This window comes from Stenotrophomonas sp. YJH_SMC_133 (genome assembly GCF_059370655.1).
Genome location: NZ_JCAFTW010000001.1, coordinates 378,779 through 396,044, shown reverse-complemented (window position 1 = coordinate 396,044; position 17,266 = coordinate 378,779). Strand labels below are relative to the sequence as shown.

The following is a 17,266-nucleotide window of genomic DNA, read 5'->3' as shown; positions in this document are numbered from 1 at the left end:
GGCAGGAGAACCAAGATGGATTTCATTCTTCTGGACTACACCACGCTGCGCGTGATCTGGTGGCTGCTGCTCGGCATCCTGCTGATCGGTTTCGCCGTGATGGATGGTTTCGACCTGGGCGTGGGCACCCTGCTGCCCTTCGTCGCCCGCAACGACGCTGAGCGCCGGCTGGTGATCAATACCATTGGTCCGGTATGGGAAGGCAACCAGGTGTGGCTGATCCTGGGCGGCGGTGCGATCTTCGCCGCATGGCCGCCGCTCTACGCGGTCAGCTTCTCCGGGTTCTACCTGGCGATGTTCGTGATCCTGTTCGCGCTGATCCTGCGACCGGTCGGCTTCAAGTTCCGCAGCAAGATGCCCAGCGAGCGCTGGCGCAACACCTGGGACTGGGCGCTGTTCATCGGTGGCTTCATCCCGGCGCTGATCATGGGCGTGGCGGTGGGCAACGTGGTGCTGGGCGTGCCGTTCCACTTCGATGACAGCATGCGCATCTTCTACACCGGCTCGTTCTTCGGCCTGCTGATGCCCTTCGCGCTGCTGGCCGGCCTGCTCAGCGTGTCGATGCTGGTCGCCCACGGTGCCGCCATGCTGGTGCTGAAGACCGACGGCCCGGTGGCCGAACGTGCGGCCCGTTTCGGCAGCATCGCCGCGATCATCGCCTTCGTGCTGTTCGCGGTGGGCGGTGCCTGGGTGGCCTTCGGCCTGCCGGGTTACCAGATCACCTCGCAGGTGGTCACCGACGGCGCCACCAATCCGCTGCTGAAGACCGCCGAACTCGGCGCCGCCGGTGGCTGGATGCGCAACTACAGCGCCATGCCGGCCACGATCCTGGCGCCGCTGCTGGGCCTGGCCGGACTGCTGGCCAGTGCGGTACTGCTGCGGACCCGTCGCGGCGGCCTGGCCTTCATCGCCTCCGGGGCAGCCATCGCCGGCATCATCCTGACCGTCGGCTTTGCGATCTTCCCGTTCCTGCTGCCGTCCTCGAGCCAGCCCACCTCCAGCCTGACCGTGTGGGACGCCTCGTCCAGCCACCTGACCCTGTGGATCATGCTGCTGGCCACGGCGGTGTTCCTGCCGATCATCCTCGCCTACACCACCTGGGTGTACCGCGTGCTGAAGGGCAAGACCACCACCGAAGAGATGGGCAACAACCCGAACGCATATTGATTGCTTGCACGTGTGCCGACCAACGGTCGGCACCTACCCGGAATGAAGGAGACTGATCATGTGGTATTTCGCCTGGATTCTCGGTGCCGGCCTCGCCTCGACGGTGGCCATCCTCAACGGCATGTGGTTCGAAGCCCGCGAGCAGAACCGCATCGAGAAGGAAAATCGTCGCTGAGCTGTAAAAAAGCCTTGCCGCCTTGGCCTTCACACGGTATCTTAGGCGGCTCCTTCGGGGTGTAGCTCAGTCTGGTAGAGCGCTACGTTCGGGACGTAGAGGTCGCAGGTTCGAATCCTGTCTCCCCGACCACTCACGTGGTCGCATTGAAGCCTGGTGAAGTCGTCCAGGCTTTTTTGTTCCCTGAAGTGGCACTGCTTCGGCAGTGTGAAGAAAACAGCATTCACCCCTTGCCGCCATCGGGGTGAATCGCTAGAATAGGCGGCTCCCTTCGGGGTGTAGCTCAGTCTGGTAGAGCGCTACGTTCGGGACGTAGAGGTCGCAGGTTCGAATCCTGTCTCCCCGACCACTTCGGTGGTCACCAAGAAGCCTGGAAGACATCACTGTCCTCCGGGTTTTTTTGTACCAGGCGCCAGGCCTCCCGCATGACGGGACCTTGCCAGGCAGCGCACGTACAATGGCCGCGCTGCCGGCCCGCCTGCAGCCCCCACCCCCACCTGCCGCTTCGGCGTAGACCGATGCCGGCGCTGCATGCCATTGCCCCGGCATGCGACACCTGCAAGGACCACCGATGAGTTCCTCCACTTCCGATTCGCCGTCGCTGCTGCACGGTCGTGTCCTCGCGTTTGCCGCGATCCTGCTGGCAGCGGTCAACCTGCGCACTGCGGTCACCTCGATCACCCCGCTGCTGGACGTGCTCGGCCAGCAGTTCGGCTTCGGCACCACCATGACCGGCGTGCTGGGCATGCTGCCGACCGCCTCGTTCGCGCTGTTCGGCGTGGCCACGCCGGCGCTGGCGCGGCGCCTGGGCCTGGAGCGCACCACGCTGCTGGCGATGGTGATGGCGATGGCCGGCCTGCTGCTGCGCTCCAGTGCCGGCAACGTCGGCACGCTGCTGCTCGGTTCGGTGCTGGCACTGGCCGGCATGGGCATCGGCAACGTGGTGGTGCCGCCGCTGGTGAAGCGCTACTTCGCCAACAAGGTCGGCACCATGAGCACGCTCTACATCAGCGTGCTGCAGCTGGGCACCATGCTGCCGGCGCTGCTGGCGGTGCCGGTGGCCAACGCCGCAGGCTGGCGCGTGTCGCTGGGCATGTGGGCACTGCTGGCACTGGCCGCAGCATTGCCGTGGCTGGTTCTGGCCAGGCGCGCACCGAAGCCGCAGGCAGATGCCACCGACCCGGCCGCACAGCCGCATGGGAAAGTCTGGCGCACCTCACTGGGCTGGAGCATGACGCTGATGTTCGGCATGACTTCGCTGATGACCTATTCGATGTTCACCTGGCTGCCACGCATCGTGGTCGAGGCCGGCGGCACACCGGCCTTTGGTGGCGTGATGGTGGCGGTGTTCTCGGCGCTCGGGCTGCTGCCGTCGCTGGTCATTCCATCCATGGCAGTTCGCATGCAGAACCCGTTCCCGCTGGTGCTGATCGGCTTCTTCTCGTTCGTGATCGCCTTCACCGGCCTGCTGCTGGCACCGATGAAGGCCCCCCTGCTGTGGGCGTGCCTGCTCGGCGTCGGTCCATCCACCTTCCCGCTGGCGCTGACCCTGATCAACCTGCGCACGCGCACCCCCACCGGCTCGGCGGCACTGTCCGGCTTCATGCAGGGCGTGGGTTACAGCTTCAGCTGTCTGGGGCCGTTCCTGGTCGGCTGGCTGCATACGGTCAGCAACGGCTGGACGCTCCCGTTCAGCTTCCTGTTCGGCTGCGCCACCCTGATGCTGTGCGCCTCCTGGGTGGCCTGCAAGCCGCGCAAGCTGGAAGACCTCTGGTAAGCCGCGCAGGGCCTCGCAACCGGCCCTACCTACCGCTCGTCAGCCCGTCTGCGCATTTTGACACCGGGCTGACAATTCCGGGCGGATAGTGCCCACGAATGCCCATCCTTGCCGCGTGCCGGCATCGGGCATGGGGGCGGCAGCGCCGCCCAGGCCGCCATTCGGTGTGCGGGGGACTCTCGTTTCAGACAAGACATTGCAGGTCGCTGTCCGGGTTTGTATCCGTCCTTGCTGGACGGGAATGCACGAAGGGAGTGACGCGGGCCACGGCCACGCCAAAAGCTGGCATGTGATGTGCGTCACATTTCTCAGGTTGTCTGGTTCGGAAGCCAAGGGGGTCCCCAATGGTTGTCCACCGCCGGCTGGCGCTCTGCGTCGGCCTTGCCTGTACCTCCCTGGCCTGGGCCAGCAGCGCTGCCCCGCCTGACCGCGAGGCGGCCCTGGCCGAGATCGGCCGCTACCGCGACCAGGCCCGCTGGCTGGATGCCCTCGGCGCGATCGAGCGCGCCAGCCAAGAGCAACCCAACGACGACCTGCTGTTCAAGCTGCGCGTACTGACCCTGGGCGACATCGGCAACGCCTGGCGCGCCTGGGAGCTGTACCAGCAGCGCCCGCAGCTGTTCGACGCTGCACAGAAGCAACGCATCGAAGGCGACTACCTGGCCAAGCTGGTGGTCTGGAGCCTGGCCTACAGCAGCAGCGAAGACAGCCGCCTGGAAGAAGCCGAATCGACCCTGGCGCGCATGCAGCGCTACCTGGGCAGCGAAGGCACCCCGCCCGCGCAGGCGCCGCTTCGCGTCCGCATGGACCGGCTGATCCTGCTCAACCGGCTGGGCCGCCATGCGCAGGTGCGCGAGGAAGCCCGCGCACTGCAGGCCGAAGGCCATGCCCTGCCCGACTATGTGCTGCCTGCGGTCGGCGATTCGCTGATGGGCACCCTGCATCCGGAAGAAGCCATACCGGTGCTGCAGGCGGCAGTGGCCGGCGACCCGGCACGCGATGCCTCGCATTCGGAACTGGCCTATGCCTACCTGGAGAGCGAGCAGCAGGAAAAGGCGATCGACCTGCTGCAGGCCTGGCGTGACAAGGAGCCGGCGTGGCGCTGGAGCAACGGCAAGTCACCGTACGCGAACTGGTCACGTTACGAGGCCGACCTGAATCTGGCGATGGTACGCGCCTACAGCGGCGACCTGCGCACCGCACAGCACGACCTGGAATCGATGGTCGACATCGCACCGGGCAACGGCGGCCTGCAGAGCGCGCTGGGCAGCGTGTACATGATGCGCGGATGGCCACGCATGGCACTGCAGCGCCAGCAGATGGCACATGCGCTGGACCCTCGCGACATCGAGCCGCGGCTGGGCATGGAGGAGGCCTACGTCGCCCTGCAGCGCGATGACCTGGCAAGGCCACTGCACGACGATCTTGTCGCACGCTACCCGACCCAACCCGCCGTCGAACGCATGGACCAGGCCTGGCGGGCGCATCGCGGTTGGCAGCTGAAGGCATGGACCGACATTGGTCGCAGCTCCGGCGGTGGCGGCACCTCGCCGCTGGGCAACAACGACCGTCACTACGGCATGGAAGTGCAGACACCGGTGCTCGACGACCGCTGGCGGTTGTTCGCCTTCGCAGACAGGCGCTCGGTCGACTTCCAGGACCAGCGCATCGACCCGCTGTGGCTGGGCGCGGGCGTACGCTACCGCTTTGGCCAGCTGGATGCGGAAGCGGCGGTACTGCGCGCCAACGACCACATTGGCGATACCGGCCTGCGCATCGGCGTGGGTTGGCAGTTCAACGATTACTGGCATGCCGGGCTGGTGGCCGCACGCAATGACCCGGAAGCCTCGATGCAGGCGCGCGTGGCGGGCATCACCGCTGACAGCGTGAGCGCGCAGGTCGACTACCGGCGCAGCGAGCTGACCCACTGGATGTTCGGCGCCAGCCGCTTCCGCTACGACGACGGCAACCACCGCGAGCTGTTCAGCACCAGCATCGAACAGCGCCTGCTGACCCGCCCGCGCTGGTTGATCGACGGCCTGGCCAGTGCCTACACCAGCCGGGGCAGCCGCGACGACGCGCCCTACTTCAACCCGAAGCGCGACCGCATGGTCGAGATCGGGCTGCGCATCGACCAGCAGCTGTGGCGGCACTACGAGCGCCACTTCCGGCACCGCCTGACGGTCTCGCTGGGTGACTACTGGCAGGACGGCTTCGGCAGCGCTCTGGTCCCTTCGGTGTCCTACATGCACGAATGGCAGCTGGGCCAGGGCCGCGTGTTCGAGTACGGCGTGCGCTGGTCGCGGCCGGTCTACGACGGCCACCGCGAGCGTCATATCGGCTTCGAAGCCGCACTGCGCTGGGGAGAGTGACATGGCCCGCATCCTGCGACTGATCGTGCTCCTGCTGCTGGCCGCCACGCCGCCGGCGTTCGCGCAGCAGGCCCTGCATCTCGATGCCACTGACAACGGCCTGCTGATCCTCAGCTACCACGACATCCGCGACCGGGTCGCGGCCAAGGGCGACGCCGATACCTACGCGGTGAGCACGCAGAACTTCGCCGCGCACCTGGATTGGCTGGGGGCACACGGCTACCACCCGGTGTCGCTGTCGCAGGTGATCGACGCCTCCCAGGGACGCGCCACGCTGCCACCGAAACCGGTACTGCTGACCTTCGATGATGGCCTGCGCAGCGTCTACGACAAGGCGTTCCCGCTGCTGCAGGCGTACCGCTACCCGGCGCTGGTGGCAGTGATCACCGATTACGTGGACATGGCGCCCGGGCGCACGATCGACTATGGCTACCGGCCGTTCGGCCACGATGACTTCGTTACCTGGGCGCAGCTGAAGCAGATGCACGACAGCGGCCTGATCGAAGTGGCCAGCCATACCGACGACCTGCACCACGGAGTGCTTGCCAATCCGCAGGGCAATTCGACGCCAGCGGTGGTCACCCGCATCTACCGGCCGGCCACGCGCAGCTATGAGAGCGAGGCGCAGTACGAGCAGCGCCTGCGCGCCGATCTCGGCCGCAGCGTGCAGCGCATCCAGCAGCACCTGGGCGTGCGCCCGCGCGCCATCGTCTGGCCGTACGCCGCCTACAACCAGTTGAGCAACGACATCGCCGAACAGCTGGGCATGCCGGTGTCCTTCGATCTGGAAGGCCGCAGCACGCCAGTGGCCAGCGACCTGCATGGGCTGGCGCGCTTCCTGGTCAGCGACAACCCGACCGTGGAGGGCCTGGCCTACGAGCTGCGGCGCGACGTTGCGCTCGACGGCATCCGCGCGTTGCAGGTCGACCTGGATGATGTGTACGACCCGGACCCGGCGCAGCAGGGGCGCAACCTCGATGCGCTGATCGAGCGGGTCAAGCGCATTTCGCCCACCCACGTCTACCTGCAGGCGTTCGCCGATCCGGACGGCAACAACACCGCCGATGCACTGTACTTCCCCAACCGGCACATGCCGATGCGCGCGGACCTGTTCAGCCGGGTCGCCTGGCAGCTGAAGTCGCGCGCGGGGGTGAAGGTCTACGCATGGCTGCCGGTGCTCGGCTTCGAGCTGCCCGACCCCGTGCAGCGCAAGGCACTGGCGATCGACAACGGCGATGCCGACGGCATGTACCGGCTGGACTTCACCAATCCGAAGGCACGCCAGATCATGCTCGACATCTACGAGGATCTGGCCGTCAACTCGTATTTCGAAGGCCTGCTCTTCCATGATGATGGCTACCTGCGCGACACAGAACTGCCCACGCTGGCGGCCGGCGACGATGGCAGCGCTCGCACCCGGGCGCTGATCGACTTCACCCTGGCCCTGCGCGACAGTGCGCAGCGTTGGCGGCCGAAGCTGGCCACAGTGCGCAACCTGTACGCGGAGCCGGTGCTGCGTCCGCAGAGCGAGGCCTGGTTCGCGCAGCGCCTGGACCTGTTCAACAAGGCCTACGACCAGACCGCACTGATGGCGATGCCGTGGATGGAAGGCAGCAGGCATCCGGAACGCTGGCTCGACCAGCTGCTGGCCGCGGTGCGTGCGCACGATCCCCAGTTGCAGCACACCCTGTTCGAACTGCAGACCGTCGATTGGCGCAGCGGGCAACCGATTCCCGCCGAGCGGCTGCGCGCGCAGATCCGCCAGCTGCAGGCGCACGGCGTGCACCACTTCGCCTGGTACCCGGATGACTTCATCGCCGGCCAGCCTTCCACCCATGATGCCCGCGCGGCGATGTCCGCCGGCAACTTCCCGTACCCGGAGAAGTGACATGGACATGCACCCGCTGCTGCAGGTCCTGTTCCAGTTCGCCTTCTACTACCCGATGGTGATGGCGTTCTTCTGGATGTCGGGCGGCCTGTATTACTACTTCCGGCGCGAACGCCATTCGCGCCCACGCAACGACCCGCCGCTGATGGTCGATCCACCGTTCGCGAGCCTGTTGATTCCCTGCCACAACGAGTCCCCGAACCTCGACGACACACTCGGCGCGGCGCTGGCACAGCGCTATCCGGCCGACTACGAGGTGATCGCCATCGACGATGGCAGCAGTGATGACACCGGCGCCCGGCTCGACGTGCTGGCGGCGAAGCATCCGCGGCTGCGCGTGCTGCACCTGGACCGCAACCTCGGCAAGGCCAACGCGCTGCGCATGGGTGCGCTGGCGGCCCGCTCGGAGTACCTGGTGTGCATCGATGGCGATGCCATGCTGGAGGAACACGCCCTGCACTGGATGGTCTGGCACCTGGTCAGCGGCAACCGCGTCGGTGCGGTCACCGGCAACCCGCGCATCCGCAACCGTTCCACCCTGCTTGGACGCCTGCAGGTGGCCGAATTCTCCTCGATCATCGGCATGATCAAGCGCGCGCAGCGCGTGTACGGGCGCATCTTCACCATCTCCGGAGTGATCGCCGGCTTTCGCCGCACCGCCCTGCACCAGGTCGGCTGGTGGTCGGACGACATGGTGACCGAAGACATCGACATCAGCTGGCGCCTGCAGCGTGCGCATTGGGACATCCGCTACGAACCCAACGCGCTGTGCTTCATCCTGATGCCGGAAACGCTGAAGGGTCTGTGGCGGCAACGGCTGCGCTGGGCGCAGGGTGGCGTGGAAGTGATGCTGCGGCATGCGCGTTCACTGCTGCACTGGAAGGAACGGCGCATGTGGGGCGTACTGCTGGAGTACGTACTGAGCGTGATCTGGGCCTACACCATGTTGTTCATCGTGGTGCTGTGGGTGCTGGGCAAGCTCATCGACATGCCGCCGCAGCTGTACATCGCCAGCCTGCTGCCGCAATGGCATGGCGTGATCCTGGCCCTGGTCTGCCTGATGCAGTTCGCCAGCAGCCTGATCATCGACCGTCGTTACGAAACACAGATTGGACGCAACTACTTCTGGGTCATCTGGTACCCGATGGCGTACTGGTTGATCAGTCTTTCCACCACCCTGGTGGCGTTGCCGAAGACCCTGCTGCGCCGTCGCAGCAAGCGCGCCACCTGGACCAGTCCCGATCGGGGGATCCGATGAACGCACAACGCCCGTCCAACCGCTTCGACTCGCGGATGATCCGCAAGCCGCATCGCCAACCACGCTTCCAACGCACCGCCTGGGGCTTCGTCACCCTCGCGTTCTGGGGGTTCTACTTCTACCTGTGGGCACCGTTGGTAACCCTGTTCTCGTGGCTGATCGGCGGCCAGCTGGCCTGGCAGCAGCTGTACCAACGGCAAAGCCAGTTCGACCCCTATGTGCTGGTGGCACTGCCGCTGATGCTGCTGTGTGCCAGCGTGCTGCTGATCGGCTGGGCCGAGTACAACCGCGCGCGCTTCCGTGGCCACGAGCGACGCCTGCCGCGACCGCTGGCCAGCCTCAATGAAGTCGCGGCCGATCTGGGTGCCAGCACCGGCCTTGCCGAGCGCCTGCTGGGCTGCAAGGCCGCCACGCTGCACATGGACGATCACGCGCGGCCGATCGGTATCCGCCGCGAGGTGGTGTGACGTCCCGGTAGTCGCCGACCCTGGTCGGCGCTTGCTTGGGTAGCTGCCGACCCTGATCGGCGCTTGGGCCTGGTGGGCGCCGACCTTGGTCGGCACCGGGGTCTACCGCGAAGGGCATCCGCGCATCGCGTGGATCTACTTGCGCGTCTGCCCTTCACCGCGCACGACGAATCGTTCGACGGTGAGTGCTTCCAGGCCCATTGGGCCGTACGCATGCAGGCGCGTGGTGGAAATGCCGATCTCGCTGCCCAGGCCCAGCTGTCCACCGTCGGAGAAGCGCGACGAGGCATTGACCATCACCACCGCCGAGCGCAGTGCGTTGACGAAGCGCTCGGCACGGCCGGCGTCTTCGGTGGCGATCACTTCGGTATGGTCGGAGGTATAGGCACGGATGTGCGCGATGGCCGCCTCGAGGTCATCAACCACGCGCACGGCCAGCACCAGGTCGAGGAACTCGGCAGCGTAGTCGTCTTCGCTGGCGGCGGTGCTGCCCGGCAGCAGCGGCTGGGCGTTCGTGTCGGCGCGCAGCTCCACGCCACGCTCACCGAGCGCCTGCGCCACGCGCGGCAGGAAGGCTTCGGCCACATCACGATGCACCAGCAGGGTTTCCAGCGAGTTGCAGGCCGACGGACGGCTGCACTTGCCGTCCACCAGAAGGTCGATGGCTTTGCCGAGGTCGGCGCTGGCATCCACGAACAGGTGGCAGACACCCTTGTAGTGCTTGATCACCGGCACCCGCGCATGCTCGGCAACGAAGCGGATCAGGCCTTCGCCGCCGCGCGGAATCGCCAGATCGATCAGTTCATGCAGCTGCAGCAGCTCCAGCATTGCTTCGCGGCGCAGGTCGGTCAGCACGGTCACTGCCGCCGCCGGTACGCCATTGGCCTGCAGGGCGCCGGCCAGCGCCTGCGCGATGGCGGTGTTGGAGTGGATCGCTTCGGAACCACCGCGCAGGATCACGCCATTGCCGGCCTTCAGGCACAGCGCAGCCGCTTCGGCGGTGACGTTCGGGCGCGCCTCGTAGATCATCGCGATCACGCCCAGCGGCACGCGCACCTTCTGCACGCGGATGCCGTTTGGACGCACATCGTCGCGGGTGATCTGGCCGACGGGATCGGGCAGCGCGGCGACCTCACGCACGGCTTCGGCCATCGCGAACAGGCGTGCCGGGTCCAGCGCCAGACGGTCGAGCATGGCACTGCCAATGCCTTTCTCGCGCGCAGCGGCAAGGTCGCGCGCATTACCGGCCAGGATCAGCCCGGCATTCACTTCCAGCGCCTGGGCCATTGCCAGCAGCAGCGTGCGGCGCGCCGCACTGTCGAGGCCGGCAACGATCTGGGCCGTGTCACGGCAGGCACGCGCCTGCGCTTCGATTTCACTCATCGGGGAGTCCTTCAAACCGGTCATGGCAGCACCAGATCGTCGCGATGGATGACACTGCCACCGTAGTTGTAGCCCAGCACGGCCTCGATGTCGCGCGAATGGCGGCCGGCGATCCGGCGCACATCATCGGCCGCGTACTGGCTGACGCCGCGCGCCACGCAGACGCGGCCCTGTGGCGCGTTCCAGCACACCTGCACCATGTCGCCACGGCGGAACATGCCCTCCGCGCCGGTGATGCCGCCGGGCAGCAGCGAGGCGCCCTTCTCGCGCATCGCCTGCGCCGCGCCGGCATCGATCACGATCGCACCCTCGACCAGCGGCGCGTGCCGCAGCCAGTGCTTGCGGGCCGCCTCACGGCTGCGCGCGGCGTGGATACGGGTACCGAACAGGCGGTCCTGGGCCAGCGCGCGTACCACGTCACCGCTGCGGCCATTGAACAGATAGGTTTCGATGCCGAGACGACCCGCCTTCGCTGCCGCTTCCAGCTTGGTCCGCATGCCGCCGGTACCGGCGCGCGAGCCGGCGCCGCCGGCCATCGCCAGCACCTCGTCACTCAGTTCCGGCACGTCGTGCAGCGGCCGCGCGTCGGCCACGGTGCGCGGGTCGGCGCTGTACAGGCCATCGATATCGGTGGCGATGAACAGCGCATCGGCATCGACCAGCGCCGCCACCGTCGCCGCCAGGTTGTCGTTGTCGCCAAGCTTGAGCTCGTCCACCGACACGGTGTCGTTCTCGTTGACCACCGGCAACGCGCCCAGCCGCAGCAGTTCGTTGAGCGTGGCGCGGGCGTTGAGGTAGCGGCGGCGGTTGCGCAGGTCGTCATGGGTCAGCAGCACCTGCGCCACCGGGCGCTCGAAGAAGCGCTGCCAGAGCCCGATCAGCTGGGCCTGACCGAGCGCAGCCAGCGCCTGCCGCGCCGCCATCGCCGCGCCAGGCTCATCGGCCCGCGGCAGGATCGCGCGCCCGGCAGCGACCGCGCCGGAAGACACGATCACCACCTCGCGCCCGGCCAGGACATTGGCCGAGACGAACTGCGCCAGGCCCAGCGCGTGGCGTGGTGACAGGCCGCCGCCATCGGCTGCCAGCAGGCTGCTGCCGACCTTCAGCACCGCACGCCGCCATGGCGGCAGCGCCTGTTGCGGAAACGGCGAAGCGGCGTTGGCGGCGTGCAGGGTCATCAGTCAGTGTCTCAGCGGGTGTTCCATTCGTGCACGGTCAGCTCGGAGGCCTGCATCGTCACCAGCGGATCGGTGGCGACGATGGCCTGCGCCTGCGCCAGGCTGTCCACGTTGCACAGCACATAGGCGCCACCACTGCCGTCGGCGAAACCACCGGTCAGCTGCAGCTTGCCCTGCGCCTGCAACGCATCGAGGAAATCGCGGTGCGGCTGCACCGCTGCATCGTTGAAGTCCGGCCGGCGCATCGCCATCACCAGGTAGACAGTGCCCGCCATCAGGACAGCGCCTGCCAGCGCGCGCGCAGTTCGTCCAGGCGCAGGTCGGCGGCCGAACCCGGCGACACGCGCGCGGCGAGGCTGCCTTCCGGGGTACGCCCCTGCCCTGCACTGTCGGCACCGGCCGCAGCGGCCTTGTAGGCCTCACGGAACGGCACGCCGGCCACGGCCGCTTCCACCGCCACGTCGGTGGCATACATGCCCGAATCGATGGCCGCACGCAGCTTGTCGTCACGCCATTCCAGGTTGGCCAGCAGCGCCGGCAGCAGCTCCAGCGCGGCCAGGCCACGGCCGAAGCCGTGGAAGATGGCACCCTTGGACGACTGCAGGTCGCGGTGGTAGCCCGACGGCAGCGACAGCAGCTGCTCGATCTCGGTGCGCGCTGCGGCGACGCTGGCGTGGGTCGCACGCATCAGCTCGATCACGTCCGGGTTGCGCTTGTTGGGCATGATCGAACTGCCGGTGGTGTACTGCGCCGGCAGCGCGACGAAGCCGAACTCGGCGCTGGTGAACAGCGACAGGTCCCAGGCGATGCGGCGCAGGTCCAGCGTGGCACCACCGAGCGCTTCCAGCGCGGCCAGCTCGAACTTGCCGCGCGACAGCTGTGCGTAGATCGGCGAGATCTGCATGCGCGCGAAACCGAGCGCGGCCGTGGTGTGTTCGCGGTCCAGCGGCAGGTTCACGCCGTAGCCGGCAGCCGTGCCGAGCGGATTGGCATCGACCAGCGCATGGGTGTCACGCGCGCGGATGGCATTGTCGATGAAGGCCTCGGCCCAGCCCGCCCACCACATGCCGGCCGAGGACACTACGGCGCGCTGGATGTGGGTGTAGCCGGGAATCGGCAGGTCCTTCTCGGCCTGTGCGCGGTCCAGCGCGACCTTGGCCACTTCGGCGCTGAGCTGTGCCACGCGCTGCAGCTTCTCCTTCAGCCACAGGCGGGTGGCGACCAGGATCTGGTCGTTGCGGCTGCGGCCGGTGTGGATCTTGCGGCCGGCATCGCCGAGGCGTTCGGTCAGGCGCGCTTCGATCGCCGAGTGGCCATCCTCATACTGGGTATCGAGCACGAAGCGGCCTTCGCGGAAGTCCTGCGCCAGCACCTCCAGTTCGCGCAGCAGGCCGTCCAGCTCGTCGGCACTGAGGATGCCGATGTGCTGCAGGCCTTGTGCATGTGCGGCGCTGGCGGCGATGTCATGCAGGAAGAACTCGCGGTCGAGGATCACGTCGTCGCCGGCGAGGAAGGTCTGGATCTGGGCGTCGACAGCGACGCCGGGCTTCTGCCAAAGAAGGTCTGCCATGGGGGCTCCGGAAGGCGTGTTCAGTGCGGGATGGACATCAGTTCATCGATGCCCAGCGCGAGGTTGAGGTTCTGCATGGCCTGGGTGGCCGCGCCCTTGAGCAGGTTGTCCAGGGTCGCCACCACGACGACCCGCTTGCCGCCCGGCGCGAGCGTGAAGCCACCGACCTGGGCACCGTGTCGGCCGGCGATGCGACTGACCCACGGCGCGTCATCCACCACGTCGATCAGGGGTTCGCCGGCATAGGCCTGCTGGAAGCGCTCGACGATCTGTTCGCGGGTCTGCACGCGGTTCAGCCACAGGTTGGCGGTAAGCGTGATGCCCCGGAAATGCGGCGCGACATGTGGCATGAATTCAACAGCCACGCCCAGCTGCACCGACACCTCGCGCTCGTGCACGTGGTTGGTCAGCGCGTAGGGCATCAGGTTGTCGGCCAGCAGTTCGACGTTGTTCTTGTCCGACGGCGTGGTACCGGCGCCGGAGTAGCCGGAGACACCGAAGCACTGCGGCGGACCGGCCAGCAGGTCCAGCAGCGGATGCACCGCCAGCTGCATCGCCGTGGCATAGCAGCCCGGGTTGCTGATGTGCTTCTGGCCGTTGTAGCGGCCGCGGGTCAGCTCCGGCAGGCCGTAGTACCAGCTGTTGTCGAAGCGATAGTCGGCCGAGAGATCGACGATGACGGTGTCCGGCTTCGCCGCTTCCAGCGCAGCCACGAACGGTGCGGCCAGGCCATTGGGCAGGGCCAGGATCACTGCGTCCACACCCTTGGCCGCCACCGCGTCGGCGTCCAGGTTCTCGTACTGCAGATCGCCCTGGAATTCCGGGTGATGGTCGGACAGGCGCTGCCCGGCGCGCTCGCGCGAGGAGACGAAAGCCAGTTCCAGCCGCGGATGGGCGGCCACCAGCTTGATCAGCTCGGCACCGGTATGGCCGCGGGCACCGACGATGCCAAGGGTAAAGGTCGAATCGTTCATGCGTGGCTGTCCAGGCGGTACTGCAGGTGGCGCTTCACGCCCTGCCATTCCGCATCGATGATGGAGAAGATGACGGTGTCGCGCGGCGTGCCGTCGGCATGCCGCTTGTGATTGCGCAGCACGCCGTCCTGCTTGGCGCCGAGGCGGGCGATGGCAGTGCGCGAGGTGGCGTTGAACCAGCTGGTTTCCAGCACCACGCTGATGCAGCCCAGCGTTTCGAAGGCGTGCTGCAGCAGCAACAGCTTGGCTTCGGTGTTGGCGCCGGTACGCTGCACGCGCGGCGCATACCAGGTGTAGCCGAGGCTGAGTTTCGGCACACCGGCATCCATGTCATAGAAACGGGTACTGCCGACGATTCCGCCAGCCGCATCACGGATCACGAACGGCAGCACCTTGCCTTCGCTCTGCGCCTGCAGCGCGGCCCGCACATAGGTCTCGGCCTGTTCCGGCGACGGCACCTGGGTGTACCAGAGCTGGTCCAGGCCGCTGCCTTCAAGCGCATCGCGCAGGCCGGGCACGTGTTCCATCTGCAGCGGCTGCAGGGTTACGTGCTGGCCGCGCAGGGTAGGAACCGTGTTCCAGGCATCGAGGTTGCTCATTGCTCAGCCCTGCAGGCTCGGGGTGCGCTGCGCGCAATGATCGACATAGGTCTTGATCCGGTCGATGCCATCGGCACCGAACCAGAATACCTTCCAGTGGTCCTGCTTGTAGCAGCCGTCGGATTCGGCGTAGTAGAAGTGATTGATCGGGTTGCCATGGCGCGAGCGCCAGAACAGCTGCGGCGTCTCTTCCAGCATCACGTTCCAGACCGCACGGCCCAGGCCCTCGCCCTGCGCGTCGTCGAGCACGGCGAACTTGTCCAGGTACACGCCCTCTGCCTCGTCGGTGAGGATGACCGCGGTGCGGTAGTTCTCGCTGACGTAGGCGCGCAACAGCTTGGTCTTCTCGAAATAGTCCGGCACCAGCGCGCGGCCGAAGCTGGATTCGATCAGGCCCTTCAGGCGCGGCAGGTCCAGTTCGTTCCAGGCGGTGGCGCGCAGCACCTTTTCACCCTTGCGCACCAGCGTGCCCGAACCCTTGTGGGTGAACAGTTCCTTGGCCAGGTCGGCCGGGCGCGTGATCGACACCGACGATTCCAGCGGCAGGCGGTCGAGCAGATCCTTGATCTGTTCGATCTTCACCTTCATGCCGCCGTGGATCCACGGCTGCGCGATCAGGTGGTCGTACTCGGTGGACAGGTTGATCGAATCGATCACGTTGCCCGCCTCGTCCAGCAGGCCGCCCGTGCCGGTCAGGAAGATGATCTTGTACGGCTGCAGTTCCTGTACCAGCTCGTTGGCGGCGAAGTCGGCGTTGACGTTGAGGATCTGGCCGCCGGCGGTCTCGCCCAGGCTGGTGATGACCGGGATCGAGCCGGCGCGCAGGCTGGCCTCGATCGGTGCCAGGTTGACCTTCTTCACCTCGCCGACCAGGCCGTAGGTATCCACATCCAGGTACTCGGCTTCGAACACGCCGCCGGTGATCGAGGTGGCGCGCGCGCCGTTCTGCTGCAGCGCCTCGACCAGCCGCAGGTTGGACTGCTGGAACACCCGGCGCACGATCGCCAGCGCTTCCGGCGAGGTCACGCGCAGGCCGTTCACGGTCTGCTTCTCGATGCCGGCGGCCGACAGTTCGGCATCCAGCTGCGGGCCGGCGCCGTGCAGCACGATCGGGGTCAGCCCGACTTCCTGCAGGAACGACAGCGAAGAGGTCAGCGCGTCGAGGTCGTCGCGCAGCACCGCGCCGCCGACCTTGACCACGGCGAAGCGCTTGGCATCCAGCTGCGAGAAGCGCTTGAGGTACTGGCTGATCTCCTTCGCGCTGGCCATGCTGGAAAGCAGGCGCACGATGGTCTGGCGGGTCTGGCGATGGGGCTGGAGGGCAGGAGACATTTCGGTTTCGTCGGAAAGGGAAGAATCAGGCGCCGGCGGCGATGATGCGGTGCACGGCTTCGGTGTAGCGCTGCAACTGCTCCAGCGTCACGAACTCATCGGCGGTGTGGGCCTGGGCGATGTCACCCGGGCCGAACACCAGCGTGGTGTAACCACCGGCCGAGAACAGCGAGGCCTCGGTCCAGAAGTCCACCGCGTTGCCGATCGGCAGTTCCAGCGCATCGGCCACGTCACGTGCCAGCAGGCGGCGGTTCTCGGCTTCGGCGATGTCGCCGGCCGGCAGGCTGGGGCCACGGAAGGTTTCGGTGAATACCGCCGCTTCCGGCTCGGCGAAACCGGCGAAGGTGGCCAGCAACGCGTCGATGTTCATCGACGGCAGCGGCCGGAAGCCGAAGCGCACTTCGGCAGCGGGCGCGATCATGTTGGCCTTGATCCCGCCTTCGACGCGGCCGATGTTGAAGCGCAGGCCCGTCAGCCCACCGAAGCGCGCCGAAGCCAGCGATTCCACATGGTCCAGCGCGCGATTGCCCCAGCGCATCGCCTGGTGCAGCGCGCTGGCAGCCGCATCCTGCTTGCCCGAGGCGTGCCCTGCACGACCGGCGAACTGCATCAGCACCGAGCTGATGCCGCGATGCGCCAGCACCGCTTCGCTCATGGTCGGCTCGGCCACCAGCACCGCTTCGTACGGAATGCCGCGGGCCAGGAACGCGGCGATGCAGCGCGGATCGTTGGCTTCTTCATCGCTGGAGAACAGGAACGCGGCATCACCATCGCTGGCATTGGCCGCAGCCACCAGTGCAGCGGCCGCGCCCTTGATGTCACACACGCCCAGGCCGACCACGCGGTCGTCCAGGCGCCGCATCACATGCGGGTCGGCACTCCAGTGCGGCGAGTCCGGCACCGTATCCAGGTGCACGTTGAACAGGTACTTCGGCGTACCACGCACGGCGTACAGGCTGACCGCGCCCGCGCCATGGTCGATCACCTCGACGTTGAAGCCGGGCAGGTTCGCGCGCAGGTAATCGAAGATGCCACCGGTGGTGATCGCACGCGGCGGGTTGCGGGTGTCGAAAGACACCAGGGCCTGCAGGTGATCGAGCGTCTGTTCAAGCATGTGTCTGAATAT

General features: G+C 67.0%; 15 protein-coding genes and 2 tRNA genes. 9 read left to right on the top strand and 8 right to left on the bottom strand.

Annotated elements, in window-relative coordinates:
- Positions 1-15 precede the first annotated feature (15 nt).
- From cydB to pgaD, 9 genes are all read left to right on the top strand, one after another.
- Positions 16-1,167 carry a cytochrome d ubiquinol oxidase subunit II gene (cydB, locus tag AC5P78_RS01795; protein WP_138969924.1) on the top strand — a complete coding sequence of 384 codons (1,152 nt, stop codon included), beginning with the start codon at positions 16-18 and terminating at the stop codon, positions 1,165-1,167.
- 58 nt (positions 1,168-1,225) lie between these two features.
- Positions 1,226-1,342 (top strand): cytochrome bd-I oxidase subunit CydX, encoded by a 117-nt coding sequence (gene cydX, locus AC5P78_RS01790; RefSeq protein WP_005410354.1) that lies wholly within the window; start codon positions 1,226-1,228, stop codon positions 1,340-1,342.
- 55 nt (positions 1,343-1,397) lie between these two features.
- Positions 1,398-1,474: transfer RNA gene (locus tag AC5P78_RS01785), tRNA-Pro, on the top strand.
- A gap of 140 nt (positions 1,475-1,614) precedes the next feature.
- Positions 1,615-1,691, top strand: a tRNA-Pro gene (locus AC5P78_RS01780).
- Between the two features lie 222 nt (positions 1,692-1,913).
- On the top strand, positions 1,914-3,119 hold the full coding sequence (locus AC5P78_RS01775) for a CynX/NimT family MFS transporter (RefSeq protein WP_111687495.1): 1,206 nt from the start codon (positions 1,914-1,916) through the stop codon (positions 3,117-3,119).
- A gap of 344 nt (positions 3,120-3,463) precedes the next feature.
- Positions 3,464-5,491: a poly-beta-1,6 N-acetyl-D-glucosamine export porin PgaA gene (gene pgaA, locus AC5P78_RS01770; protein ID WP_495217144.1), complete on the top strand. Its 2,028-nt coding sequence runs from the start codon at positions 3,464-3,466 to the stop codon at positions 5,489-5,491.
- 1 nt (position 5,492) lies between these two features.
- Positions 5,493-7,379: a poly-beta-1,6-N-acetyl-D-glucosamine N-deacetylase PgaB gene (gene pgaB, locus AC5P78_RS01765; protein ID WP_062607436.1), complete on the top strand. Its 1,887-nt coding sequence runs from the start codon at positions 5,493-5,495 to the stop codon at positions 7,377-7,379.
- Between the two features lies 1 nt (position 7,380).
- Positions 7,381-8,637 carry a poly-beta-1,6-N-acetyl-D-glucosamine synthase gene (gene pgaC, locus AC5P78_RS01760; protein ID WP_138969925.1) on the top strand — a complete coding sequence of 419 codons (1,257 nt, stop codon included), beginning with the start codon at positions 7,381-7,383 and terminating at the stop codon, positions 8,635-8,637.
- Positions 8,634-9,104, top strand: a complete 471-nt coding sequence (pgaD, locus tag AC5P78_RS01755; protein WP_012480823.1) for a poly-beta-1,6-N-acetyl-D-glucosamine biosynthesis protein PgaD — start codon at positions 8,634-8,636, stop codon at positions 9,102-9,104. The genes pgaC and pgaD overlap by 4 nt, the downstream gene beginning before the upstream one ends.
- 135 nt (positions 9,105-9,239) lie before the next feature.
- On the opposite strand, the gene AC5P78_RS01750 is transcribed toward pgaD, so the two are convergent.
- From AC5P78_RS01750 to AC5P78_RS01715, 8 genes are read right to left on the bottom strand one after another with little or no spacing between them, the layout of a single operon-like run.
- Positions 9,240-10,511, bottom strand: a complete 1,272-nt coding sequence (locus AC5P78_RS01750) for a glutamate-5-semialdehyde dehydrogenase (protein WP_099530642.1) — start codon at positions 10,509-10,511, stop codon at positions 9,240-9,242.
- A complete protein-coding gene (gene proB / locus AC5P78_RS01745) occupies positions 10,508-11,665 on the bottom strand; it encodes a glutamate 5-kinase (protein ID WP_171956648.1) in 1,158 nt (385 codons plus the stop codon). Before proB ends, AC5P78_RS01750 begins: the two co-directional genes overlap by 4 nt.
- 11 nt (positions 11,666-11,676) lie before the next feature.
- On the bottom strand, positions 11,677-11,940 hold the full coding sequence (locus AC5P78_RS01740) for a YciI family protein (RefSeq protein ID WP_005414003.1): 264 nt from the start codon (positions 11,938-11,940) through the stop codon (positions 11,677-11,679).
- Positions 11,940-13,235: an argininosuccinate lyase gene (argH, locus tag AC5P78_RS01735; RefSeq protein WP_005414004.1), complete on the bottom strand. Its 1,296-nt coding sequence runs from the start codon at positions 13,233-13,235 to the stop codon at positions 11,940-11,942. The genes AC5P78_RS01740 and argH overlap by 1 nt, the downstream gene beginning before the upstream one ends.
- 20 nt (positions 13,236-13,255) lie before the next feature.
- Positions 13,256-14,209, bottom strand: a complete 954-nt coding sequence (gene argC, locus AC5P78_RS01730; RefSeq protein WP_049395390.1) for an N-acetyl-gamma-glutamyl-phosphate reductase — start codon at positions 14,207-14,209, stop codon at positions 13,256-13,258.
- Positions 14,206-14,808: a GNAT family N-acetyltransferase gene (locus AC5P78_RS01725; protein ID WP_049418141.1), complete on the bottom strand. Its 603-nt coding sequence runs from the start codon at positions 14,806-14,808 to the stop codon at positions 14,206-14,208. The genes argC and AC5P78_RS01725 overlap by 4 nt, the downstream gene beginning before the upstream one ends.
- A 3-nt stretch (positions 14,809-14,811) precedes the next feature.
- Entirely contained in the window at positions 14,812-16,140 is a 1,329-nt protein-coding gene (locus tag AC5P78_RS01720) for an acetylglutamate kinase (protein ID WP_005410366.1), read from the bottom strand.
- Positions 16,141-16,165: 25 nt separating this feature from the next.
- Positions 16,166-17,254 (bottom strand): acetylornithine deacetylase, encoded by a 1,089-nt coding sequence (locus tag AC5P78_RS01715; protein WP_099484817.1) that lies wholly within the window; start codon positions 17,252-17,254, stop codon positions 16,166-16,168.
- Positions 17,255-17,266 lie beyond the last annotated feature (12 nt).